The organism is Paenibacillus sp. FSL R7-0345 (genome assembly GCF_038595055.1).
GTDB lineage: Bacteria > Bacillota > Bacilli > Paenibacillales > Paenibacillaceae > Paenibacillus_AQ.
This window is the reverse complement of record NZ_CP152002.1, coordinates 1,803,560-1,826,202: the sequence shown is the minus strand read 5'-3', so window position 1 is coordinate 1,826,202 and position 22,643 is coordinate 1,803,560. Positions and strand designations below refer to the sequence as shown.

Below are 22,643 nucleotides of genomic sequence, written 5' to 3'. Positions count from 1 at the left end.
TAGGCTTTTTCCAGGCCTTATGACCTAATTCACAAAAAAAACAGCGAAATCAAAGGAACCTGTGCCCTACTTTTCGCTCACTCGCCGCCTCGGACGAAATCAAGGGCATTCTTGCCCTTCATTTCGCTCGTTTCGCCTCATCGGGCGAAATCAGAGGCATTTTTGCCCTTCATTTCGCTCCTTTCGCCTCATCGGGCGAAATCAAGGGCATTTTTGCCCTTCATCTTGCTCCTTTCGCCGCCTCGGGCGAAATCAAGGGCATTTTTGCCCTTCATTTCGCTCGTTTCGGCAGACAAAGTTTATTAGCAAATATCCAGTATAGCTGAATAATTAAAATTTTAATTATTTATACCCTGGCAACACGTCCGCTACACAGCTTACTTCATCATATACTAACTAAAAAAGCTGCCCGCGAAATCACGGACAGCCATCAAATCAAATCATATCAAGCGGAACTCTCCAGGCCGGCTGCGGAAAAGCCTCATCCAGCAGGTGCAGTTCCTCATCACTCAGCCTGATCCGGCCGGCCGCCGCATTCTCTTCCACATGCCTGCGTGACGCTGCCTTGGGGATGGCAATTACATCGCCTTCGCGGATACTCCAGGCCAGCAAGATCTGCAGCGGGGTCACCCCGTGCTCTGCGGCAATCTGCCGGACCGTCCCGTTCTCGGTCAGCCCTTTGCGCAGGCTGCCGGCCTGGGCGAGCGGAGAATATGCCATGACCGGAATGTGGTGGCTCCGGCCCCAGGCCAGCAGCTCATGTTCAATGCCTCTTGAGCCCAAATGATAAAGCACCTGGTTCACAGCGCAGTTCTCACCGCCGGGAATGCTCAGCAGCTCCCGCATATCCTCTGTATCGAGGTTGGACACGCCCCAACGTTTGATTTTACCGCCAGCCACCAGCTCCTCCATCCCTTCAACGGTCTCTTCCAAAGGAATATTGCCGCGCCAGTGCAGCAGATAAAGATCGAGATGATCCGTCCCGAGCCGCTTCAGGCTGCCTTCACAGCTGCAGATGAGCCGGTCTTTGCCGGCATTATGCGGGTACACCTTGGACACCAGAAATACATCATCACGGATGTCCCGGATAGCTTCACCGACCAGCTCCTCGGACCGCCCTTCCCCGTACATTTCAGCGGTATCAATCAGATTCATGCCTAACTCGACACCCAGTCGCAGAGAAGCAATTTCCTCGGACCGGCTTGCTTTATCTTCTCCCATATTCCAGGTGCCCTGGCCGATTCTCGGCACAGAGGCGCCGTTTCTTAGCTTAATCCGGTTGTGAGTGCTGTTGTTCATATGTGGATGTCTCCTTAACAGATGGATTGTATACTTACTATACTTACCATGTTGCTTCGTCCGAAACATCGTACAGGTGTCTAAATCTTTAACATATTGCTGCAAAAAATCAGCCGGTCAGCTTCAGGCCGACTGCGGCGCCAAGGATAAGCACAATGCAGAGTATCCGCCGCAAATCCCGGGATTCCCCGTACAGCACCATACCGAGGATGGCCCCGCCGGAAGCGCCGATACCGGTCCACACCGCATAAGCTGTCCCCATGGGAAGAGTCTCCATCGCCAGGGATAGGAGGATAAAGCTGGCGCCAAAGCCTGCCATCAGCAAAGACAGTGTCCGCCAGTTGCGGCGCGACTGCAGCCGGGCCATCATCGCCACACCGAGCATTTCGCACAGCCCGGCACCAACAAGCATAATCCAATCCATTTAAGACACCTCCTTAATCTGCTTTTTCGCGGTATCCTTGGTAGCCAGCTTCAGTCCAATAACACCCGCAAGCAGTAGAACGATTAACGCTACCTTCACCAGCTGAAACGGCTGTCCGAACCAAATCATATCCGTCAGTACGGTTCCGGCCGTCCCCAGCCCGACAAATACTGCATACACCGTTCCGGCAGGCAGTTTACTGCTCGCAGAGATCAGAACATAAAAGCTTATAATAATGGCCAGTACGGTAACTGCCCACTCCCACGGGGCCGCTGCATGCTTCAGTCCGATCACCCAAACCACCTCAAAACAGGCTGCGCCTACAATTTTCAGCCATGCCTTACTGCTCTTGCTCATCTCTTTTCTCCTCCCGCTTTGCACGAAATCTTAATCCGGGCCTTCCGGCGGCAACACAAAAGCCCGGAAGGCCACCGTCATCGCTGACGATACCTCCCGGGCTTTTATCCCTCCGTGTAGACACGGACTGGAATCCGTGCGTTTTCCCTCGGACCAGCCCGGCCGTTACCGGCCGCGGAACCCTAGAAAACCAATTTGATTAAGTTACATCGTATGTTAGCAAATTATATGCGGGAAAGCAAGCTTTTGGTTGGCAGTTAGTTTCGTTGTCCATCTCTTAAGCGGCTCAGCATCAACCCCCGCATATTGCGACCCCTTATCTCCCCTGACAAATCCGGAATCTGCAGCGTACCGGGTGAGGCTTTTCAGCTTAGCTTGCAGACAACTCTCTTTAAACACAGGCTTACATAATAGAATAAATGGTATTATTATGTATTTATAACTTTTTGAGAGAATGGAAGATGAACAATGCCCCACTCACGACACTTCAGTATTAACCAGCTGACCGAGGGTATTTACGCCCTGACTGCCTCCGGGCAAGGCGGCGCTATGAGCAATGCAGGCATCATTGATATGGGCGGCTTTACGCTGATCTTCGACACCTTTAACACCCCTCAAGCGGGCCTGGACCTGCGAAAAGCTGCATTGCAGCTGCTAAATCAGCCGATTGGGTATGTTGTTAACAGCCATTGGCATGGTGACCATGTGCGGGGCAATCAGTGCTTTCCCGGCGTGCCTATTGTCTCCTCCACCCGGACAAGAGCACGCATGCAGGCAACCCAGCCGCAGTGGCTCGAGCGGATGACACCTCTGCTTCCGCAGCTCAACGCGGATATTGCCGGAGCGGCTGAAGCTGTTGATGCCGAACCGGATGAAGCTGTCCGGGCGAAACTTGCGCTCCGCCACGGCTACCTGTTGGAAATCCGCGAATCTATAAATACGCTGATTGTTACTTATCCTAATGTTACTTATGAGAGCCAGCTGTGGATTCACGGTTCCCGGCGAAGTGCCCGGCTGTTGTCGCTCGGCCGGGCCCATACGGAATGTGATTCGGTTCTGCATCTTGCGGCTGATTCCATTCTCTTCGCCGGAGACGCTGTCGCGGTCAATAATCATCCGCTGCTTACTGATGGCGATCCGCTTGACTGGCTAAGCGCATTGAAGACGCTCGGAAAGCTGGGTGCCCGCCACATCGTTCCCGGGCACGGACCTGTAAGTGATGCAGCCAGCATTAAGGATATGCAGCAGTACATAAGTGACCTGCTGGCCATCTGTAAACCTTTCAGCGGACCGGAGTTCAAGCCCCCGGCTGCCGATATTCCCGTTCCCGAGGCATACCGGGACTGGGATGCAGCAGGCGTGTTCCAGCGCAATCTTGAATTTTTGCTGAGCAGACAAGTCTGAAACTCTCCTACATTAAGCCCAATCGCGCAGAGCAGCCGCCACTTTAGAGAAGGCTGGTACTGCTCTGCGAGCGGGGCCAGATACGCTGAATGATGCCCAGTTAATTAATCATGAGCTGCAGTGTAACGGATCTCCCGACTTAAGGGAAAAATCCCTCTATTTCAACCCAAACGAGCTACACCCACCCGACTTAAAGGGAAAAATCCCTCTATTTACTCCCAAACGGGCCACATCCATCCGACTTAAAGGGAAAAATCCCCTTAATTCCTCCCACACTAGCTACGCCACCCTGCTTAAACATCCGTCTCCCAAAAAAGACCCCGCCCCATCCGGGGCGAGGTCTACAAATCTCTCATTTTAGCTACTGTAAGCTACTTCAATATACTTGAGGCAGCCTGCTCCTGCCCCGCCAGAGCGTTAAATTCGCGCAAATCATCAGCCAGCATCTCTTCGGTGTATTGGCCCTGTCCGAAATTAACAAGCGCACGCAGCGGCATATATTTCATCATGGCAACGAACATTTCCGGATTGTCTTCCATCGCATTCTCCAGGCCGAAAATACTGCCGTAATGCTTCGCTCGGTCTGCAGTGAGCGGGTTATCCAGCAGGTCGCCGACTGTAGTGTTACGGTGGAATTTGCCGGCTGTCTTCACGGTCGAGGTAACTTCCAGCGGTGCTGTAAGCCGGATGTCGCGCGAGGAAGCGGCCACGGCAATCGTGAACTTCCCGCTCTCGGCATGCCAGTCTCCCAGCTGCACATCATAATAAGCGAACGAACGCTTATCCAGTGTGAAGATAACTTCACGCGCTTCGCCCGGCTGCAATGCAAGTTTTGCGAAGCCTTTCAGCTCCTGCAACGGACGGATTACACTGCTCTTCACATCGCTGACATAGAGCTGTACCGTTTCTTTGCCGGCTACTGTGCCGGTGTTCTTCACGGTGACTGTAACTTCTACAGTCTCAGTATCCTGAATACTATTTTTGCTCAGCTGCAGGCTGCTGTACTCGAAGCTGGTATAGCTCAGCCCGTAGCCGAACGGGAAAAGCGGCTCGATTTCTTTTTTATCATAATAACGGTAGCCGACGAACAGCCCTTCCTTGTACTCCACCTTATCACCTTCGCCCGGGAAGTTCAGGAACGACGGGTTGTCACTCAGCTTCTGAGGGAACGTCTCAGCCAGCTTGCCGCTTGGGCTTACGACACCGAAGAGAAGATCGGCAACTGCGCCGCCAAAAGCCTGTCCGCCCAGATAACCCGCCAGCACCGCTTTTGTTTCGGACAGCCATGGCATCTCTACCGGAGAACCGTTGCTCAGCACAACGATAACATTGCCCTGCACTTCAGCAACCGCTTCGATCAGCGCTTTATGGCTGGCCGGAAGCGACAGGTGGCTGCGGTCGTAACCCTCCGACTCGTATCTGTCAGGCAGTCCGAGGAACAGCACGGCCGCATCCGCCTGGCCCGCCATATCCTTCGCCTCTTTCAGCAGAAGGTCATTAACCTCATCACTGTCAAGCTCATACCCCTGCGCATACAGGAAGCTGGCCGAAGCTCCGGCCACCGCCTGCATCTCGGCAAAAGCATCATCCAGCTGTGTCGGATTCACATGCGAGCTGCCGCCGCCCTGATAGCGCGGTTTTTTGGCAAATTCGCCGATAATGGCGATGGTTCCGCTCTTCGCCAGAGGCAGAAGGCCGCCTTCATTCTTCAGCAGCACCATGCTCTCCCGGGCTACTTCACGCGCCAGCGCATGATGAAGCTCCTTATCAAAGGACGCATTCTCCTTGCGGCTCTCCACGCTTTTGAATACAAAAGTCAGCATCCGTTCCACAGCCTTATCCAGCGTTTCCACCGGCAGCTCGCCGCTGTTCACAGCCGCCACAATCTTGGCATCCCCGATCCCGCCGCTTGCCGGCATTTCCAGCTCAAGTCCCGCCTGCAGCGCCTTCACCCGCTCATTTACCGCACCCCAGTCGGAAACGACAAAGCCTTCGAAGCCCCATTCGTCGCGCAGCACCTTGGTCAGCAGCGTTTCACTCTCGGAGGCAAACTCGCCGTTCACCTGATTGTAAGAGCACATCACGCTCCACGGCTGGCTCTGCTTAACCGTTCCTTCGAAGCTGGCCAGATAAATTTCCCGCAGCGTCCGCTCATCAATGACAGCGTCGATCGACATTCTGCGGTGCTCCTGATTATTAGCGGCAAAATGCTTAAGCGACGTGCCCACACCCTGACTCTGTACACCTCTAACATGACTGGCAGCCAGCTCTGAAGCCAAATACGGATCTTCTGAAAAATACTCAAAATTCCGCCCGTTCAGCGGTGAGCGCTTGATGTTGTTGCCGGGTCCGAGCAGCACAGCCACATTCTCCGCCTGACATTCCGCACCAAGCGCTTCACCAACCCGTACAATTAAGTCGCGGTCCCAGGTAGAGGCCAGTCCCGCCGCCGAAGGAAAACAGGTCGCCGGTACGCTGTTGTGCAGACCTAAGTGGTCCGCGCTTCCCTGCTGCTTCCGCAGGCCGTGCGGACCGTCCGTTACCATTACCGACGGAATGCCGAGCCGTTCAATGCCCTTGGTATTCCAGAAATCCAGCCCCGAGCAGAGCCCGGCCTTTTCTTCGAGCGTCATTTGCGCGATCAGATCGCGGATGTCGGTTGCAGTCTTCGTCTTTGTCACTGAGTCAGCCTCCTAGGAATGCGTTTTCTTTTTATTATTCTATCGAAGTTCAGGACATAATTATGGCATTATCATTTGTTTTTTGGTATTTTTATTGGACAAAAGGAGGGCGTTTATGCTTGAATCTGGAGACGTTGCGGAACGAACCGCCTATATTTGCAAGCTAATCTATGAAGCCTACCGGGTTCCGGTAGGCTTGCTGGATCGCGGCGGCAGTGTCCGGCTGAGTCTGCCTGCGTCTTTTGAGTACCGGACACCGCTTCAGGGAAGCAGCAGTCTGCTGGACGAGGTTGCGGACTACGCCTCCGGCCAGCAGCCGATGGATGGCCACAACGGCGCTTTTCCTCTCCCGCTCCTGTACACGACCGGATTTCTGGAGCAGTTCATTCTGCTCCGGCTCCCTGGCGGGCAGTCCGGCTCAGCCGGAACCATGATTATCGGTCCGGCTCTCTCCGCACCGATTACCGCGGACAATGCAGCTGACCTGATGCGCGATTATAATCTGGCCCCGAGCCTGCAGGAAGGCTGGCTTAAGTACTACCGCAGCCTGCCGGTACTGAGCCGGATACGATGGTATCATGCAGCACTCCTGTTATACACGCTTGTAACCGGAGAAGAGCTGTCCGTGACAGATCTTCTCCGGGCCGGCCCCGTACAGCAGCAGGCAGAGCATCTCAGCGACGGGCCGGACCTGGACCTCTCCTACCGGCGCGAAAACGATTGGCTGCATCATGACCCGATGCTGGAGCGCGAAATGTTCCGTTATATTGCGAACGGGGATAAGGAGGGGGTGCTGGCGAGCCAGGCGGATTTTTCCGAAGAAAGCTTTGGCCTGCTGTCCAAAAAAAGCCGGCTGCGCAGCAGAAAAAACCTGGCCATCTCCTCCATCACCCTGGCGACCCGGGCAGCAATTGAGGGCGGATTGTTCTGGGAAATGGCTTATACCCTGAGCGATTTTCATATTCAACACATCGAGGAGCTGAACGACATTCCGGCGGTGGACCGGGCGCAGACTGCCGCGCTGTGCGATTTTGCCGACCATGTCCGTGATAACCGCAGATCCAAACAGTCCCGGACCTCCGCCTTGTGCCAGAATTATATTTTTAACCATTTGTATGAGGAAATTACACTTGGCACACTCGCAGAAATTGCCGGACTGAACGCAAGCTATCTGTCCCACCTGTTCAAGAAAGAAACGGGACTTGCTGTAAGCGACTATATCCAGCGCGAGCGGATTGAGGAGGCCAAACGCCTGATGGAGCTGCCCGGCATCACCTTATCTGATATAGCCACCCGGCTGCATTTTAACGATCAGAGTTACTTCACTAAGGTGTTCAAGAAATGTACGGGAATGACTCCCAGACAGTACAGGAAGGATATGGGGCGGATGTATTAGCACTGAACAGCGTTACACACATATTTTGCAAATTATGGTATGATCGCTGTAGAAGTCCTCTTTATCATCTTCTAAAAAAGGAGCGGGGCCAGCTTGACTATAGTAATCATTTTTGCTGTTGTTTTTGTCGTTATCGTTGTTCAGGCTGTTGTACGGAGTAACAGTAATGCACGCAGAAACGGCAGGCATTACAGGAGCGGCAATCCATCCGACAATTATTTTTTTACGGGAGCGGACCCGAACATTATTACGGGTGATTATCACCGCCGGGATGATGATTCTGACGGAACCAACAAGCATCACAGCCATCATTCCAGCAGTCACAACCATCATCATGACCATCACCATGGCGGAAGCAGCTGGGGCAGCAGCCATGACAGCGGCCACAGCAGTCACGGAAGCCCGGACAGCGGCAGCTTCGGAGGCGGGGATTCCGGTGGCGGCGGAGATTCGGGCGGCGGCGGTGGCGGAGACTGATACGTACAGCACAAATAACCCGGCAGACTGCGTGATTCCGCAGCCTGCCGGGTTTACTTTTACCAACGATTCTAATGGATAAATTTGAAGCGGCTCAGCAGCACATCACCTGTGAAGACAAGGAACACATCGGCTGTTCCGGCATCTACACCGGCATCGGCCGTCAGACTGTGCCATTCCTGCTGTGCGCCTGCCGGAATCTGCAGCGTTGCCGCCAGCTTGCCAGCGGGACCTCCGGTTCTTACCTCAATGCTGCCGCCGCTGGTTGACGAGACCAGTGCTTCAACCGCCGCAGCTCCTTTGGTAATCTGAACATTATGGAAGCTGATCCAGGCGCCGTCCTGCAGCGGATGTACCGATGCCCCGCCTGCCTTGCACTCATCCAGATAAACGGCTTCGTAATCGTCATAATTCTCGGCTTTTACCGGGAGATACAGATTACGGGCCGGCACAGTATCGCCGTGCACTCTGATCTTCGCAGACAGCTGGATGTCACCGGAGGAACGTCCGACAAGAATGTTATACTCCCCGTCCTCAACGCAATACTGCTCACGGCTTACATCCCAGAACGCCAGCTCAGACACTGGCAGGGTAAACGTAACCGTCTTCGCCTCTCCAGCCGCCAGACTGATTTTATCAAACCCTTTCAGCTGCTTAAGCGGACGTTTGATCCGGGTAGACAAAGCTTGCACATACAGCTGGACAACTTCATCGCCCCCAGCTGCACCGGTGTTTTCCAGATCGACACTCAGGCTGATTGTTTCGTCCTGCTGCAGCTCATCACTCTCAAGCACCAGCTGCTTGTAGGCTACCTGCGTATAGCTCAGGCCATGGCCGAACGGGTACAGCGGCTCACCGTCAAAGTACATATAGGTTCTCTTGCCCTTAATAATATCGTAGTCCATCAACGGAGGAAGCTGGTCCACCGAACGGAACCAGGTCATATTCAGCTTGCCGGACGGACTGTAGCCGCCGAACAATACCTCTGCCACTGCATTGCCAAGCTCTTGTCCGCTGTGTGAAGTGTACAGCACGGCTGGAATATGCTCATCGATCCAGGTCGATGAAATCGGATAGCTGCCGACGATGACTACAACGGTGTTCGGATTGGCGGCGTAGACCGCTTTTACCAGATTCTCCTGCTCTGCAGGCAGCACGATATCCGGTCTGTCGATCTCTTCCTTGCCGTTCAGCAGCGGATGGTTACCGACGAACACAACGGCTACCTCGGCAGCCTTCGCTGCTGCAACTGCAGCGTCTACGCCGTTAACAACGATATTTTTGCGGAAATTATGCGCTTCTGCCTCTGTATCCTCTTCTGCGGAACGGAGCGTACCGTCTGCAGAAACTGCAATCGGCTTGTCGTTCCAGGTGCGCAGGCTCACGGTACCGTCTTCACCCGGCACAAGGTTCAGCGATTCCTTCACGTACCAGCCGTAAATTTCATCAGCGGAAGCCGTCAAAGTTCCTGAATCATTCAGCGTGACATACTGGCCGCGGCTTGTTGCCGCAAGCGTATTGGCGGTCCAGCCCCAGGCGGTATGGCGGAACAATTCCCCGCGCTCCGGAACATCATGCAGCACAGCCAGTCTGCCGTCTTCGCCGGTCATTCCCACAGCCTGTCCGCTGTCAGCCGACGTCAGAACAATCCGGTCATCCCCGCTTTCAAAGGTGACCTGCTTGCCGGCCAGCTTTTTGATCACCCCCTGCAAAGGAGTAACGCCATAGGCTAATGTACCGGAATACCAGTCTCTGAAGGCTTCGTCCGCCAGCGGTCCGATTACAGCTACTTTAGAAAGGTCCTGCGGGTTCAGCGGGAGTGCGGCATTTTCGTTTTTGAGCAGTACAATCGACTGCTTGGCCGCCTCCAGTGACAGCTCACTGTGCTCCTTGCTGAGAATCACCGAATCATCGATCGCTGCGTACGGATTTCCTTCCTCAGGATCAAATTCACCAAGCCGGAAGCGGACACGGAAGGTGTTGAACAGCGCACGGTCCAGATCCTCTTCGGATAGCAGCCCTTCAGCCAGTGCTTCATGAATGACCTTGATCGTTTCCGCCGTCTCTTCAGTCACGCTGTCGATCCCGTTTTTAATGGATTCTGCCATGGACCGGGCAAAGGATTCATAATACTTGTGATCCTTAACAATACCGAACAGATCCCCGGCATCGCTTACAATAAACCCGTCCATCTCCCATTCACCCTTAACTACATCCATCACCGCAGGGTGTAAAATAACCGGCACACCATTAAGCGAATTGTAGGCAGTCATCATCGACTGTGCGCCGCCTTCCTTGAATGCCGGCTTGAACGCTTCCAGATAATATTCACGCAGGTTGCGCGGATCAATGCTGGATGAATCGACCCCGCGGTTAATTTCATTGTTGTTGCCGAGAAAATGCTTCAGCGTTGCTACCGCTTTCAAATATACCGGATGATCGCCCTGAATTCCCTTGACAAGCGCAGTGCTTAGCTGCCCGGTTAATTCCGGATCTTCCCCGTAAGCTTCCTCTGTACGTCCCCAGCGCGGATCGCGCTCCATATCAACTGTCGGCGCCCAGAGGGTCAAGCCGTTGATTTCCGGATTTTTTTTGTAAAAAGCTCTCGCTTCATCACCAATCGCCGAGCCTATTTGTTTCATCAGCTCAGGATTCCATGTACAGGCCAGCCCGGACGGCTGCGGAAAAGAGGTGGCTTTGCCCAGCCAGGATATGCCGTGCGCTCCTTCCGTACCATGCTTATAGGCGCCTACGCCCAAACGCTCAATCTCCGCCTGATATTGCGGCATCAAGCTTACTTTTTCATCCAAAGTCAATCTGGACAGCAGATCCTGCACACGTTCATTAAGCGGCAGTCCAGTCTGCTGAAAAGGATAATTCGCGGTTTCCATCCACAGTCACTCCTTCGGTCTATATGATAACGGTTACATCCTATCTAATCATAAAAGATAAACGCTTTCAGAAATACCAGCACAATTGACGGAAAAATCAGTGTAAAATTAGACATTTCTTTCTGTATAAAAAACTCAATATAATAAATACAAATCAAAACGAATACTGCAATGAACGCAAAAGGAGACCTTCATCCCTATGTCAATCCGTATCCGCCAGCTTTTCAGCATTCCAGGCTACACCCCGTTTATGATCTGTATGATACTGCAGGGAATGGGTATTTCCATCAGCTCCCCGTTTCTGGCTGTTTATTTCACTTCGGAGATAGGCGTATCGGCAGGTGTCTTCGGCATCTTCACTGCTGTCACGCTGATAAGCGGCGTCTGGCTCAGCACGCTGATTGCCAAACGTTCCGATAATGGAATGAACCGCAAAACCCTTATGGTTACGGCCATGTTTTTCAATGCCATCGCTTTCTCGGGATATTTATTCATCCATGAGTTCTATCTGCTGCTGGCCTATATGACGGTATTTACCGCGATCGGCGCACCGGCCATGCCGCAGCTGTTCGCCAGCGCACGCGAGGCTGTGAATGCCAGCAGCAGCACCGATCATGCTTTTGCCAATTCCACGCTCCGCTCGATGTTCTCCCTGGGCTTCATTACCGGCCCGCTGATTGGTGCGGTCCTGCTGAAGCATACCGGATTTCAGGGTATTTTTACCGGCACCTCGCTGATCTTTGTGTTAAATGCCGTGCTGATGCTTTGCACTGCAAAACGTCCGGCGGCAGCAAAACCGGCTATGGCATTACCTCAAAAACCGCTGAAGCTGCATCAGGATGCCCAGGTGCTTATTCCTTTTCTCGTCATGACGCTTCTCTATTCCGGGCACTGGATGAACAATCTGAATATCTCGCTGTTCATTATTAATACGCTGGGCGGCAGCACACAGAATGTGGCTTCCGTATCCAGTGTATGTGCGCTGCTCGAAATCCCTTTTATGCTGCTGCTCGGTATTCTGTCGGCCAAATATTCCAACCGCCTGCTGCTATTGTGGGGAATTGTGCTGGGCGGAGCCTATTACGGGCTGGTTCTGTTCTCCGGTGAGCTGTGGCAGATTATTGCCGGCCAGGTGCTGCTGGCCTTTTTTGTGGCGGTAATCTCGGCAATCGGCATCAGCTACATCCAGGATCTGCTGCCGGAACTGCCCGGCTATGCCTCTACTCTTTATACTAATGCTTCTACACTGGGCAGGCTGTTCGGCAGTCTGGCAGGCGGTGCAGCCGCCCAATGGCTCGGTTACCGTCATGCCTATTGGGGGTGTCTGCTGCTGCTCGTTGTTTCTTTTGTGCTGATGGTGGTTCCTAGATCCGGAGCGGGAATTAATGATAAACGCCCGGTTCAAACAGGGGGATCGCTGTGATGAAGAGACTTGCGGGCAAGGCTAGGCTTACGCGCTGAAAAAAAAGTTAATGAGCCGAAACGAAAATATTCCCGAGGACTGCTGTAGCTAATAAAAAGGGATAGGCTCCGACTGGACGGTGCCTATCCCTATCTTTTCGGGAAGTATCCCGTTATTGAAGGTTTAAATCTTCATATCCTTACCCGTATAATCCACAAACCTGAACTGCCCTTCCGGTGCTGTCCGCTGTTCAATCAGATCAAGCACGCCCCCGGCACTGTGGCGCGGGTCTGTCGGCGCCTGCTCTCCGCCCATATCCGTATGCATCCAGCCCGGGTGGACGCTGAGCACATGCACTCCGCGTTCCTGCAGATACACGTGCAGCTGCTGGGAGAACATGTTTAGCGCTGTTTTGGAAATGCTGTACGGATAATCTCCGGGGTATGCATTGGTGATGCTGCCTGCTTCCGACGAGATATTAATGATCGAAGGCTCTGCTTCGGTCAGCAGCGGCAGGAAGTGTTTGACCACACGGATCGGACCGTACAGGTTGATGTCCATAGTGGTCAGCATGTCCTCCAGGTCCAGCGCTTCAACCGGTGTATTGCGTGCAGTCAGCACAGCTGCGTTGTTGATGATGGCACCAAGCGTGCGCCCCTGCTCTTTAAGCTCAGCAGCCAGCGCAGCGATTCCTGTTTCATCCGTCACATCCAGCTTGGCTATGGTCAGCTTATCCCCGTAATCAGCGGCAAGCTTAGACAATCCCTCCGCCTGCCCGTCCGGGTTGCGTACTCCCGCAATCACTGAATATCCGCGCTCCAGCGCCTCAGCGGTCAGGTCCAGACCCAGTCCGCGTCCGGCACCGGTTATAAGAATATTTTCCATCCGTAGTCCTCCTCTATCGGTCATCCATTATTAATTATCGTTCTCCAGCAGCTCTACGAGCACTTTCAATTCCTTAAAGGTATCCATATACGCATAACGCCCGCCCGTGTACTCACCCTTCTGCTGGAGCGCAAACCCTTTGCCTTCAAGTAACATGATCTTGTCCTGCATCCCTTCAATCACAAACGCAATATGATGCGGACCCTCACCGTGCTCATTCAAATAATCGCGCCAGGTGCTCGGCTGGTGGTCCGGCTCAATCAGCTCCAGCTGTACAGACCCCATGTCGAAAAAGGCCAGCTTGGCCCGCGCCTCCGTCTTTTCCCCGTTATACCGGGTCTGTGCAAGTTCAGCTGTATCCGTCACTATAATCTCCGGCTGCTCCAGCCCAAAGAACTCCGCGTACGCTGCGCTTACCTTCTCCACATCATTCACCAGAATGCCTATCTGCGTAACAAAATGATTGCCTAATAGTCCTGCCAACTCCCTCAGCCTCCCTTTTCATCTGACCCGTCTACCATAACGTCACTATGAAAGGGCTGTCAATATTAAGCAAAAATGATTCGGTTAATCCCCCTTCCGGTTATTTAATCAAATGCTTAACTTTACACAAAGGAGTGAGGAATGATGGACCGTAGTAAGCGATCACGCCTGATGCAGCAGTTTATTTTTGTCGGGCCGACGTCATTGTTTTTCTTTGTTATTGTTCTGATTCCGTTCTTCCTGGGGCTGTATTATTCGTTTACCAGCTGGAACGGGATCTCGCGTCATGTCGAGTGGACCGGGCTGAGGAACTATTTACATATTTTCACCAAGGACCCTTCCTTTCTGAATTCGTTCTGGTTTACCGCCAAATTCACTTTATTCGGTCTTGTGCTGACCAATCTGCTCGGCTTCGCGCTCGCTTACGTACTGACCCGGAAGCTGTTCACCCGCAACCTGCTGCGGACGGTCTTTTTTGTGCCCCATGTCATTGGCGGCCTGCTGCTCGGGTTCATCTGGCAGTTTATTTTCGTCAGAGGGTTTACTTCAATCGGCGCAGCCACCGGCTGGCCGTTCTTTAATCTGCCCTGGCTCGGTACGGAAGGGACGGCGTTCTGGGCCATCGTCCTTGTGTTTGTCTGGCAAAATGCGGGCTATCTGATGGTCATCTACATTTCTGCGATCAACAACGTCCCGCAGAGCCTGATTGAAGCTTCCCGGGTGGACGGTGCCGGGCTGATGCAAACGCTGCGCCATGTAACCATTCCGCTGGTCATGCCGGCGGTAACAGTCTGCCTGTTCCTGTCGATCTCCTGGTCCTTCAAGCTGTTCGATCTGAACCTGTCGCTGACCAAGGGCGGTCCATTCAAGGCTACCGAATCGGTAGCGCTCAATATTTACAATGAAGCCTACACGATCAGCCGGTTCGGGATGGGCTCGGCGAAAGCGATGGTTTTCTTCGTCATTGTGGCCGTTATCTCCCTGCTGCAGGTTAGGGCAACCAAGAAAAGAGAGGTGGAGCTGTGATGGAGACTACCGTCAAAAAGTACAGAATCCCCCTGCTGGTGGCCGAGCTGCTGCTCATTCTGCTGGCTTTGGTATTTCTTGTTCCTTTCTATTTTCTGCTGGCCAACTCGGTCAAAAGCTACAGTGCGATTCTGTCGGATTCCGCTGCACTGCCTGCAGCATTCCAGTGGAGCAATTACGCCGAGGCGTGGAAAGCGACTGCTTTCCCGCATGCTTTTCTGAACTCGCTGATCGTCACGGTAGCCAGTAATATTCTGCTGGCCTTCCTGTGCTCCATGTCTGCCTATAAAATGGTCCGGAATAACAGCCTGTACAACCGTATTCTCTATATCGCGCTCGTGGCGGCTATGGTCATTCCTTTTCAGGCTATCATGATTCCGCTGGTACAAATTATCAGCGGCCTTGGTGTGATGGACACAACTGCCGGGCTGATCCTCGCTTATCTGGGATTCGGTGCCCCGATGACTGTATTTCTGTTTCACGGCTTTGTAAAGTCGGTCCCGATTGACATTGAAGAAGCCTCGCGGGTGGACGGGAGCAGCCCTTATGGTACGTTTTTCCGGATAGTCCTGCCGCTTATGCAGCCGATTATTGTAACGGTCATCATTCTGAACACGCTGTGGATCTGGAATGATTACCTCATGCCTTCACTGATTCTGCAGAGCCCGGAGCTGCGGACGATTCCGATTGCCACCTACAGCTTCTTCGGACAATACACCAAGCAGTGGGATCTGGCGCTCCCGGGCCTCGTGCTCGGCATTACGCCGGTGGTTATCTTTTTCCTGCTGATGCAGAAGTATATTATTGAAGGCATTGCCCAGGGCTCTGTGAAGGGCTGACACATGGTAATGTATTTTTCAGGCTGAGAGGATGAATCGATATGAACAAAAAACGCGGAATGCTCCTCGCTTGCTCTCTGCTGCTGGCTGGACTCATCTCCGGCTGCGGACGCGGCAGCGGCAATGCGGATGGAATAAAAACGGTGCATATCTACCAGTTCAAGGTTGAAATCTCCGAGGCGCTGGCTTCACTGAAAACGGAATTTGAAAAGGAACACCCGGATATCCGTCTTGAAATCCAGAGTGTCGGTGGCGGCAGCGACTACGGTGCCTCCCTGCGCGCCAAGTTCTCGTCCGGGGATGAGCCGGACATTTTCACCATCGGCGGCAATAATGAGCGCGACATGTGGCTGGAGTATCTGGAGGACCTCAGCGGCGAAGCCTGGGCCAAGGATGTAAAGCCGCTCGCCGCGGAACAGATGACCGTTGACGGCAAGCTGTACGGCATGCCGATGAATCTGGAAGGCTATGGCTTTATCTATAATAAGGACCTGTTCCAGCAGGCCGGAATCACCGAGAAGCCACTGACGCTCACCGCTCTGAGAGAAGCGGCCGAGAAGCTGAAGGCGGCGGGCATTACGCCGTTTGCCAACGGGTATCAGGAGTGGTTCGTCCTCGGCAACCACAATGTGAACGTGGCTTTTGCCCAGCAGCCCGATCCTGAGGCTTTTATCGCCGGGCTGACCGACGGCTCCAAGACCTTTGCCGGGGACCCGGTGTTCTCCCGGTGGATCGACCTGCTGGATCTGACGGTGGAGTACGGCAACCGGAATCCGCTCTCGACTGACTACAATACGCAGGTTACCATGGTCGCCAGCGGAGAAGCAGCGATGATGCAGCAGGGAAACTGGACCCAGGGCCAGATCGACGGCATTGATCCGGAGCTGAATCTCGGCATCCTGCCGATGCCTATCGACGATACGGCCGAAGACAACGACAAGCTGTATGTAGGCGTACCCAGCAACTGGGTTGTCAACAAGTACTCCCCTGTCAAAGAAGAGGCCAAGGTATTTCTGGATTGGCTCGTCACCTCCGAAACCGGCAAAACCTACATCACCAAGGAGTTCCAGTTCATCCCTGCGCTCGACAGCATTGAAGGGACCGTAGAGGATCTCGGCTCACTGGGCGCAGAGGTGCTGGAATATACGGATAAGGATCAGGCCCTGACCTGGAACTGGTCGCGCCTGCCGAACGGCATGCCGCAGGAGCTGTCCAGCAGCATACAGGGTTATCTGGGCGGCAAGCTGACCAAGGAAGGCATGCTGGAGGAATTCCAGGTGAATTGGGACAATCTCAGCGTGCAGTGACCCTGAAGCTTCTCGGCAGGCAGGCCGACAATATGGGATACGGCACAAAGCCGCGCAGAGATGCGCGGCTTTGTGTTTAATTCCGTTCCTGTTTATTTGTAAGCTTCACCGGATACGCTCCTGGAAAAGCTAAAATCCCTCCACAGGGAATAGCCCCCAAAAACCTTTCCTACAAAAAAAGCCCCGCAACGCGGAGCTTGGGTTCGGCACATACAGCCGGTTCACATTATACAGTTACTTTAAACGCATCAACCGTAACATCAGATCCGTTAATCGTCAGCACCCCATTATAGTACCCCCGGTCGCCGCTCGGCTTACATTTATAATCGCCGGAGCAGCCGGTTACGAAAAATTTGGTCTTGGTGAAACCCGGATAAATATTGGTCAGCTTGCGGAAAAATTTGTGGCCGTGATGAGTGAAAATAGCCAGCACCCTATCTCTCGCCTTATCCGGAATCGCCGCAAAAAATTTAGCCGTCTCCGCGGCGCTGAGCACATGACTGGACTCCACTGTAATTCCGCTGATCTGGAGCGGCCAGTGAAAGTCGATAATATAATAGTAGCGGTCGTCCAGATTTTTGAGCAGGCTGATGCTGTCTGCCGAAAAGCTCCCCAGTGCACAGTCCAGCCACACATACCGGACCAGCCCCTGTGTCCCCGGAAAATTGATTCTCCCTGTTACCGCTCCCAAATACTTGGTGAACAGCGCCCGGGTACTGGCCTCCCAGTTTCCGATAGATGCTTTGTAGGGAGTGCTGCCGAGTGTACTGGTAACAGTGTCTTTAAAATCCTTGTAATATGCGTCCGCATTATTCCCGTGATTCGCCCCGGCCTGGGTATTATCCCCGCCAAAAATGAAAAACCGTTTATTTCCGCTGCCTGCCGCCTTCGGCAACAAATTTTTGAAGATGGCCAAGCTGTTACCATAGCCCACATGACTGTCTCCGATTACCGCAAAATCTACGGTGTAGGCCTTTGCTTTGCGCTTCAGATTTGGCTTGGGTTGTCCGGGCCGTGGAGGAGAGCTGCTCCGTTTCTTTTTTAAGCCGGCGTTTAACCTGGAAATTAACCGTGTCCCCGGCTGCCGGGTACGCCGCTTCCCCGCTGCTGACTTCCGCTTCATTTATACCACCTCTTCAATTGTAGATTGAATATAGTAGCATAGTATTCGGCTCAGCGGCGAAGCTCTTGGACTAGACTGTATTATATAGAAGGAAAAGATTGCGATCTGGCCTGGTGCGGCCGGTTTTCGGCTGACCTAGGCCAAATCAAGGACATTTTTGTCCTTCCTTTCGGCGTGCGGCCGACTTTCGCTGGAATCAAGGACATTTTTGTCCTTCCTTTCGCCGTGCGGCCGACTTTCGCCGGAATCAAGGGCATTTTTGTCCTTCCTTTCGCCGTGCGGCCGACTTTCGCCGGAATCAAGGGCATTTTTGTCCTTCCTTTCAGCGTGCGGCCTTACTCTACCATATTCCGTTACTCATCATGGAAGGAACACATTCATAGCGGCAGACCCTACTGCTTCCTTTCGCCGGGACGGGTCTTAGCTTTCCTTTTTCACATAGCCGGGTTAATGATTTACGGATTGTACGCGAGTCAACTCCCAACCCGTTTGCCAGATCTACAGGTCGGATCAGCCCGTTCCAACGTACCGCTATGCGCATAATCTCTTTTTCCAGTCTGGTGTAGTGATGCTCTAACTCATCAGTATTTATCAGCAGACTTGGAGCCAATAAGGACTTGAACAATGAGATTGTCAGATCTGGTGCTGATTCCAAATCATCGTAAGGAACCGCGACTACCTGATAGCCCGCTATCTGCAGATAAGTTTCCCGGTTAAGCTCCTGCCTGTACCTTGTCCGGTCCATTTGCTGCACATGCGGGCCATAGCCTTTTACCTCTATAGCTACCTTAATCTGACCCCGATTCCACACAAAATCAACAAAATACGGCCTTCCCCGCCAGTCCGAAACCTCATACTCAGGATGCAAGTCATCCATATGACCAAAAATCGGCCACCATACCCGCTCGACAAACAACTTTTCTCCATGTCCGTGTCCACGTTCAAGGCGGTCCAGCCGTTCACCGCTCCTCCGTTTCTTATGAAAATCAACCCATTTCGAATGCTCCTCAGGAAATCCCATTACCCAATTCTCCTCTCCAATACAAAAAAGTCCCGCACTCCAATAAGCTTGAAGTACGGGACGTTCTTCGTCCGTTTGGTTAGATTATAGATTTGGCGCTTCCAGGCGTCAAGAGTGATTATTCAGAGTAAAGACACTATCCTTAATGGCCGGCTACGGGTTGGGGTTGGGGTTGGTGGCTTGTGGTCCAGGGTTGGCGGCGGGGCTTCAGCAAAAAAACCGGACCTTAAGATTTTCCAATCTTAAAATCCGGTTGTCATCTAAACTCTCCTTAAAAAGTCATGCAAACTTTACTCTGCCGGAGCAATCAGCCTTTTACCGCCGAACCCACCGTCATCGCACGCTCCACCTGCTCACTCAGCAGCAGATAAACAAGCACCATTGGAACCGAAGCAATCGTCATAACTGCCCCCATAGCTCCCCAGTCCGTACTGTAAGAGCCCTGGAAAAAAAGCAGCCCTAGCGGCAGTGTTTTCATATTTTCGTCTGAAATAAGAATATAGGCCAGAGTGAACTCATTCCAGTTGTTCAGGAATTGGAAAATCGCAATGGTCGCAATCGCCGGCAGCGCCAGCGGCAGGATGACCTGTGCGAACAGCCGGTAAATACTCGCTCCGTCGATACAGGCCGCCTCCTCTATTTCCCGGGGAATGCTCACGAGGAACCCGTAGAACACCATTGTTGAGAACGGAAGACCGATAGCTATGTAGGGAATGATAAGCGCCCCATAGGTATTAGTAAGGTGAAAATCACGAACCAGAATGGCCAAAGGAATCATAATGACCTGCAGCGGCATGAACATTCCGACAATCATATACGTTCTGACCGCCGTGCGGAACTTCCACTGCATCCGGGCTACGGCAAAGGCAAACATCAGCGCCAGCAGCAGAATGCACAATGTAGAAATAATAGAAACGATGAAGCTGTTCATAAAATAACGCGGAATATTAAACTGTGTCCAGGCGTTAACGTAGTTCTCAAACCGGAAATGGGCCGGGAACCCGAATGGGTTAGTGACGAAGATCTCGTCATTATTTTTCAGGGAATAGGAAATCATCCAAAACAGCGGATAAACGGATACGATAAAATACAGCCACAGCGGAATTTGCAGCAGGAAACTGCCGATGGACCGGAATGATGTTGTTTTTGAGTTCATGTTGTGCTCCTTTCCATTAGGCATGCTGTCCGCGGTCGAATACCTTGTTGATAACAACGGTCGCTACAAGCGAGATCATCACGAGCAGAACCGATACTGCGCAGGCATACCCGTAGTTACTCTCCATAAAAGCATACCGGTAAATCATAAAGGTCAACGTATAGTTGGTCGTGCCCGGTCCGCCGTTGGTCATGATCAGCATCTGTACAAAGGCTCCAATACCGGAAGTAATCGCGATCGTGAAGCAAAATTTGAATGTCTCGCGCATCAGCGGCAGGGTAACATGCCAGTGTGCCCGCCATTTGCCGCAGCCGTCGATTGTCGCAGCCTCGAAATAATCCTCAGGAACAGCTTTTACACCGGCGTACAGCAGCGAGAACTGATAGCCCATGAACTGCCAGGCGTTGACAAAAGCGATCGCAATAATCGACTGTGTCGGCGAAACCAGCCAGTTCTGCTGATAAGGGATGCCCAGCACATCAAACAGCTTGTTTACAAGTCCGTTCGTCGGGTCATACATGGCAATCCACAGCTGGCAGACAACGGTAACTGACAGGACCACGGGGATAAAATACGCCGTTTTGAGCAGCTTGCGTCCGCGAACCCGCGGATTCGCGCACACAAGTGCCAGAATAGTGCCGAGTCCGATTTGAAACACAGCCAGTACCAGGGCAAACAGAGCCCCGTTCTTAAGCGAAGTTCCCAGCAGCGGATCGCTGAACAGCTCGCGGTAATTCGTCAAACCTGCAAAACTGGCGGTACTCAGACCATCCCAGTCATAAAAGCTGCGGAATACAGTCTGCAGGACCGGATAAATCAGAATAACACTGTATAATAACAGGGCGGGGAGCAGAAACAGCGCCAGTGCCGGTTTATTTCCCAAGTATTTATTCATGCGGTTCATTCCTCCTTGTTCCGTTACAGCCTGACCCCGTGGCATGGGCCACAGGGTCGGGACTGCATCAAAATGATTGAACTACTGGTTTTCTTTGCCGAGCGTGCGGTTCAGGTTGATGACAAAATCCTCTGCAGTGAATCCGTCTACCAGCATATTCTGGGTGTTGTCATTGATGGCATTCTGAATCTGGGTATTGCTAAGTAGCTTCGCGTATTCTTTGGCATTTGGCAGCAGCTCATCAGCAATCCGCTGCATCATAACCGGTACATCGGATGCGATGGGCTTATCGGTTTTAGGCGAAACGATCGGGCTGCCCAGCTGGGTATATTTGTACTCGGCTGATTTGGCTGCCAGGAAGGCGGCTACTTTTACTGCAGTATCCTTGTTCTCGCTGGCCGGAGATACCGCATAGCCCTGCGGGGATCCCGCTCCGGCGATGTTATATTTGGACGCCTCGTAGGTTGCCTCGTCCTTGGCCGGCCAGTACATCCAGTCTACCTGGTCACCGAGCTTCTCAGCCGAGCTGTAGATTTCCCATTGGCCATTGACGAACATTCCGGCACGCCCCTGGTAGAACTGGGAGGACGCCTGGTCATAGTTGGTATTTGTTGCGTTGGCGTCAAACAATCCGGCCTGCTGCAGCTTCTCCATTTCCTCTGCTGCGCTTACGAATGCCTGCGGCAGCTCGGTCAGCCCCTGCTGATCCAATGCGCCAAAGCCGGCAGCTTCTTCACGGGTTACGAGACCGTTGTAGAACGCGGAGGTAATCCATTTTTCTTTTGCAAAAATCGACATCGGCACGTAGCCCGCTTCCTTCAATTTACCGGCTGCTGCAGCCAGCTCATCGTAGGTCTTGATTGGAGTGGCAATGCCTAATTCATTAAAAATAGTCTTGTTGTAATAGATTACCTGGAACTCGATGCCGGTGTCTGGATATGCGTACACATGTCCGTCCGGCGCAATCAGGCGCGATTCTACGCCCGGGTTCAGGCTGTTTTTGTATTCGGTGGTAGCTTCGTAATCATCAAGTACTTCTACATTCTTGGACTTGGCAAAAGTCTGCAGTGTCGCCCAGTCTGTAAAGTAAATATCAGGCATGTTGCCGGTAGCGGCATAAGTCTTCAGCTTCTGGTTGCCGTCCTGCACCGCCGGGTCAAGCTCGATCTCTACCTCCGGCATTTCTTTTTTCAGCTCAGCTACTGCGTAGTCAAACGGCCCCTTTGTATCGTCGTCAAAATGCTGGGCGTATACCTTCAGTTTTACTGCGCTACCCTCTGCCGGCGTATTTGCAGCCGTATTGTTGTCAGAAGCTGCATTGTTGCCTCCTCCGCAGGCTGAAAGCACCAGAGTCATGGAAAGCGTTATCATTAGTGCACTTAAGCCTTTGCGCTGATTGTTCATTGTTGAGTCCCCCTCGTGCGAGTATATGTCTTTAGGCTATCCTGTCCTTGCCACATTCACATTATAGCTCTGGACCGCAGCCAATCTTAAGGCACTAAACGGGCCTAACCCGTAAAAAACGGGACAAAAAGAAAGTCACCCCTGCGGAGGGTGACGGGGTGCAACACTTGTAA

The 22,643-nt window shown here is 52.8% G+C and carries 19 protein-coding genes and 1 riboswitch; of the genes, 7 read left to right on the top strand and 12 right to left on the bottom strand.

What is annotated here, in order from left to right; genetic code table 11:
* Positions 1–435: 435 nt before the first annotated feature.
* From NST84_RS07655 to NST84_RS07645, 3 genes are all read right to left on the bottom strand, one after another.
* Complete coding sequence (locus tag NST84_RS07655; protein ID WP_342565012.1) at positions 436–1,299, bottom strand: aldo/keto reductase; 864 nt, start codon at positions 1,297–1,299, stop codon at positions 436–438.
* 109 nt (positions 1,300–1,408) lie between these two features.
* Complete coding sequence (locus tag NST84_RS07650; protein WP_342565011.1) at positions 1,409–1,723, bottom strand: multidrug efflux SMR transporter; 315 nt, start codon at positions 1,721–1,723, stop codon at positions 1,409–1,411.
* Positions 1,724–2,080: a multidrug efflux SMR transporter gene (locus tag NST84_RS07645; protein ID WP_342565010.1), complete on the bottom strand. Its 357-nt coding sequence runs from the start codon at positions 2,078–2,080 to the stop codon at positions 1,724–1,726.
* Positions 2,081–2,171: 91 nt separating this feature from the next.
* Positions 2,172–2,277: riboswitch (guanidine-I (ykkC/yxkD leader) on the bottom strand.
* Positions 2,278–2,548: 271 nt separating this feature from the next.
* Here NST84_RS07645 and NST84_RS07640 point away from each other — a divergent pair.
* Positions 2,549–3,484, top strand: coding sequence for an MBL fold metallo-hydrolase (locus tag NST84_RS07640; RefSeq protein ID WP_342565009.1), 936 nt, complete (start codon positions 2,549–2,551; stop codon positions 3,482–3,484).
* A gap of 371 nt (positions 3,485–3,855) precedes the next feature.
* Here the strand turns inward: NST84_RS07640 and NST84_RS07635 are convergent, their stop codons facing one another.
* Positions 3,856–6,117: a glycoside hydrolase family 3 C-terminal domain-containing protein gene (locus NST84_RS07635; RefSeq protein ID WP_342566370.1), complete on the bottom strand. Its 2,262-nt coding sequence runs from the start codon at positions 6,115–6,117 to the stop codon at positions 3,856–3,858.
* Positions 6,118–6,280: 163 nt separating this feature from the next.
* Here NST84_RS07635 and NST84_RS07630 point away from each other — a divergent pair, with 163 nt between their 5' ends.
* Together NST84_RS07630 and NST84_RS07625 are read left to right on the top strand one after the other, a co-directional pair.
* The gene (locus NST84_RS07630) at positions 6,281–7,561 is read left to right on the top strand and encodes a helix-turn-helix domain-containing protein (protein WP_342565008.1); all 1,281 of its coding nucleotides are present in this window, start codon (positions 6,281–6,283) and stop codon (positions 7,559–7,561) included.
* Between the two features lie 93 nt (positions 7,562–7,654).
* Positions 7,655–8,038 (top strand): hypothetical protein, encoded by a 384-nt coding sequence (locus tag NST84_RS07625; protein ID WP_342565007.1) that lies wholly within the window; start codon positions 7,655–7,657, stop codon positions 8,036–8,038.
* A 71-nt stretch (positions 8,039–8,109) separates the two neighbouring features.
* Here NST84_RS07625 and NST84_RS07620 read toward each other — a convergent pair whose 3' ends face one another.
* The gene (locus tag NST84_RS07620) at positions 8,110–10,929 is read right to left on the bottom strand and encodes a glycoside hydrolase family 3 C-terminal domain-containing protein (RefSeq protein ID WP_342565006.1); all 2,820 of its coding nucleotides are present in this window, start codon (positions 10,927–10,929) and stop codon (positions 8,110–8,112) included.
* 199 nt (positions 10,930–11,128) lie between these two features.
* On the opposite strand from NST84_RS07620, the gene NST84_RS07615 reads away from it, so the two are divergent.
* On the top strand, positions 11,129–12,352 hold the full coding sequence (locus tag NST84_RS07615; RefSeq protein WP_342565005.1) for a sugar efflux transporter: 1,224 nt from the start codon (positions 11,129–11,131) through the stop codon (positions 12,350–12,352).
* A 162-nt stretch (positions 12,353–12,514) separates the two neighbouring features.
* On the opposite strand, the gene NST84_RS07610 is transcribed toward NST84_RS07615, so the two are convergent.
* Complete coding sequence (locus NST84_RS07610) at positions 12,515–13,216, bottom strand: SDR family oxidoreductase (protein ID WP_342565004.1); 702 nt, start codon at positions 13,214–13,216, stop codon at positions 12,515–12,517.
* 30 nt (positions 13,217–13,246) lie between these two features.
* Complete coding sequence (locus NST84_RS07605) at positions 13,247–13,699, bottom strand: VOC family protein (protein WP_342565003.1); 453 nt, start codon at positions 13,697–13,699, stop codon at positions 13,247–13,249.
* A 144-nt stretch (positions 13,700–13,843) separates the two neighbouring features.
* On the opposite strand from NST84_RS07605, the gene NST84_RS07600 reads away from it, so the two are divergent.
* The 3 genes from NST84_RS07600 to NST84_RS07590 are packed head-to-tail and all read left to right on the top strand — an operon-like array spanning position 13,844 to position 16,871.
* Positions 13,844–14,725 (top strand): sugar ABC transporter permease, encoded by an 882-nt coding sequence (locus NST84_RS07600; protein WP_342565002.1) that lies wholly within the window; start codon positions 13,844–13,846, stop codon positions 14,723–14,725.
* Positions 14,725–15,564, top strand: coding sequence for a carbohydrate ABC transporter permease (locus tag NST84_RS07595; protein ID WP_342565001.1), 840 nt, complete (start codon positions 14,725–14,727; stop codon positions 15,562–15,564). The genes NST84_RS07600 and NST84_RS07595 overlap by 1 nt, the downstream gene beginning before the upstream one ends.
* Positions 15,565–15,605: 41 nt before the next feature.
* Positions 15,606–16,871, top strand: coding sequence for an ABC transporter substrate-binding protein (locus NST84_RS07590; protein WP_342565000.1), 1,266 nt, complete (start codon positions 15,606–15,608; stop codon positions 16,869–16,871).
* Between the two features lie 226 nt (positions 16,872–17,097).
* Here the strand turns inward: NST84_RS07590 and NST84_RS07585 are convergent, their stop codons facing one another.
* From NST84_RS07585 to NST84_RS07565, 5 genes are all read right to left on the bottom strand, one after another.
* Entirely contained in the window at positions 17,098–17,994 is an 897-nt protein-coding gene (locus tag NST84_RS07585) for a metallophosphoesterase (RefSeq protein ID WP_342564999.1), read from the bottom strand.
* A gap of 340 nt (positions 17,995–18,334) precedes the next feature.
* Positions 18,335–19,015, bottom strand: coding sequence for a hypothetical protein (locus tag NST84_RS07580; protein ID WP_342564998.1), 681 nt, complete (start codon positions 19,013–19,015; stop codon positions 18,335–18,337).
* Positions 19,016–19,322: 307 nt separating this feature from the next.
* On the bottom strand, positions 19,323–20,171 hold the full coding sequence (locus NST84_RS07575; protein WP_342564997.1) for a carbohydrate ABC transporter permease: 849 nt from the start codon (positions 20,169–20,171) through the stop codon (positions 19,323–19,325).
* A 16-nt stretch (positions 20,172–20,187) separates the two neighbouring features.
* Positions 20,188–21,066 (bottom strand): sugar ABC transporter permease, encoded by an 879-nt coding sequence (locus NST84_RS07570; protein ID WP_342564996.1) that lies wholly within the window; start codon positions 21,064–21,066, stop codon positions 20,188–20,190.
* A gap of 81 nt (positions 21,067–21,147) precedes the next feature.
* Positions 21,148–22,470, bottom strand: a complete 1,323-nt coding sequence (locus NST84_RS07565; protein ID WP_342564995.1) for an extracellular solute-binding protein — start codon at positions 22,468–22,470, stop codon at positions 21,148–21,150.
* Positions 22,471–22,643 lie beyond the last annotated feature (173 nt).

Coding starts and splice junctions, on each gene's coding strand:
- NST84_RS07655 (WP_342565012.1), bottom strand. CDS start 1,299: ATGAACAACAGCACTCACAACCGGATTAAGCTAAGAAACGGCGCCTCT.
- NST84_RS07650 (WP_342565011.1), bottom strand. CDS start 1,723: ATGGATTGGATTATGCTTGTTGGTGCCGGGCTGTGCGAAATGCTCGGT.
- NST84_RS07645 (WP_342565010.1), bottom strand. CDS start 2,080: ATGAGCAAGAGCAGTAAGGCATGGCTGAAAATTGTAGGCGCAGCCTGT.
- NST84_RS07640 (WP_342565009.1), top strand. CDS start 2,549: ATGCCCCACTCACGACACTTCAGTATTAACCAGCTGACCGAGGGTATT.
- NST84_RS07635 (WP_342566370.1), bottom strand. CDS start 6,117: ATGACGCTCGAAGAAAAGGCCGGGCTCTGCTCGGGGCTGGATTTCTGG.
- NST84_RS07630 (WP_342565008.1), top strand. CDS start 6,281: ATGCTTGAATCTGGAGACGTTGCGGAACGAACCGCCTATATTTGCAAG.
- NST84_RS07620 (WP_342565006.1), bottom strand. CDS start 10,929: ATGGAAACCGCGAATTATCCTTTTCAGCAGACTGGACTGCCGCTTAAT.
- NST84_RS07615 (WP_342565005.1), top strand. CDS start 11,129: ATGTCAATCCGTATCCGCCAGCTTTTCAGCATTCCAGGCTACACCCCG.
- NST84_RS07610 (WP_342565004.1), bottom strand. CDS start 13,216: ATGGAAAATATTCTTATAACCGGTGCCGGACGCGGACTGGGTCTGGAC.
- NST84_RS07600 (WP_342565002.1), top strand. CDS start 13,844: ATGGACCGTAGTAAGCGATCACGCCTGATGCAGCAGTTTATTTTTGTC.
- NST84_RS07595 (WP_342565001.1), top strand. CDS start 14,725: ATGGAGACTACCGTCAAAAAGTACAGAATCCCCCTGCTGGTGGCCGAG.
- NST84_RS07590 (WP_342565000.1), top strand. CDS start 15,606: ATGAACAAAAAACGCGGAATGCTCCTCGCTTGCTCTCTGCTGCTGGCT.
- NST84_RS07585 (WP_342564999.1), bottom strand. CDS start 17,994: ATGAAGCGGAAGTCAGCAGCGGGGAAGCGGCGTACCCGGCAGCCGGGG.
- NST84_RS07580 (WP_342564998.1), bottom strand. CDS start 19,015: ATGGGATTTCCTGAGGAGCATTCGAAATGGGTTGATTTTCATAAGAAA.
- NST84_RS07575 (WP_342564997.1), bottom strand. CDS start 20,171: ATGAACTCAAAAACAACATCATTCCGGTCCATCGGCAGTTTCCTGCTG.
- NST84_RS07570 (WP_342564996.1), bottom strand. CDS start 21,066: ATGAATAAATACTTGGGAAATAAACCGGCACTGGCGCTGTTTCTGCTC.
- NST84_RS07565 (WP_342564995.1), bottom strand. CDS start 22,470: ATGAACAATCAGCGCAAAGGCTTAAGTGCACTAATGATAACGCTTTCC.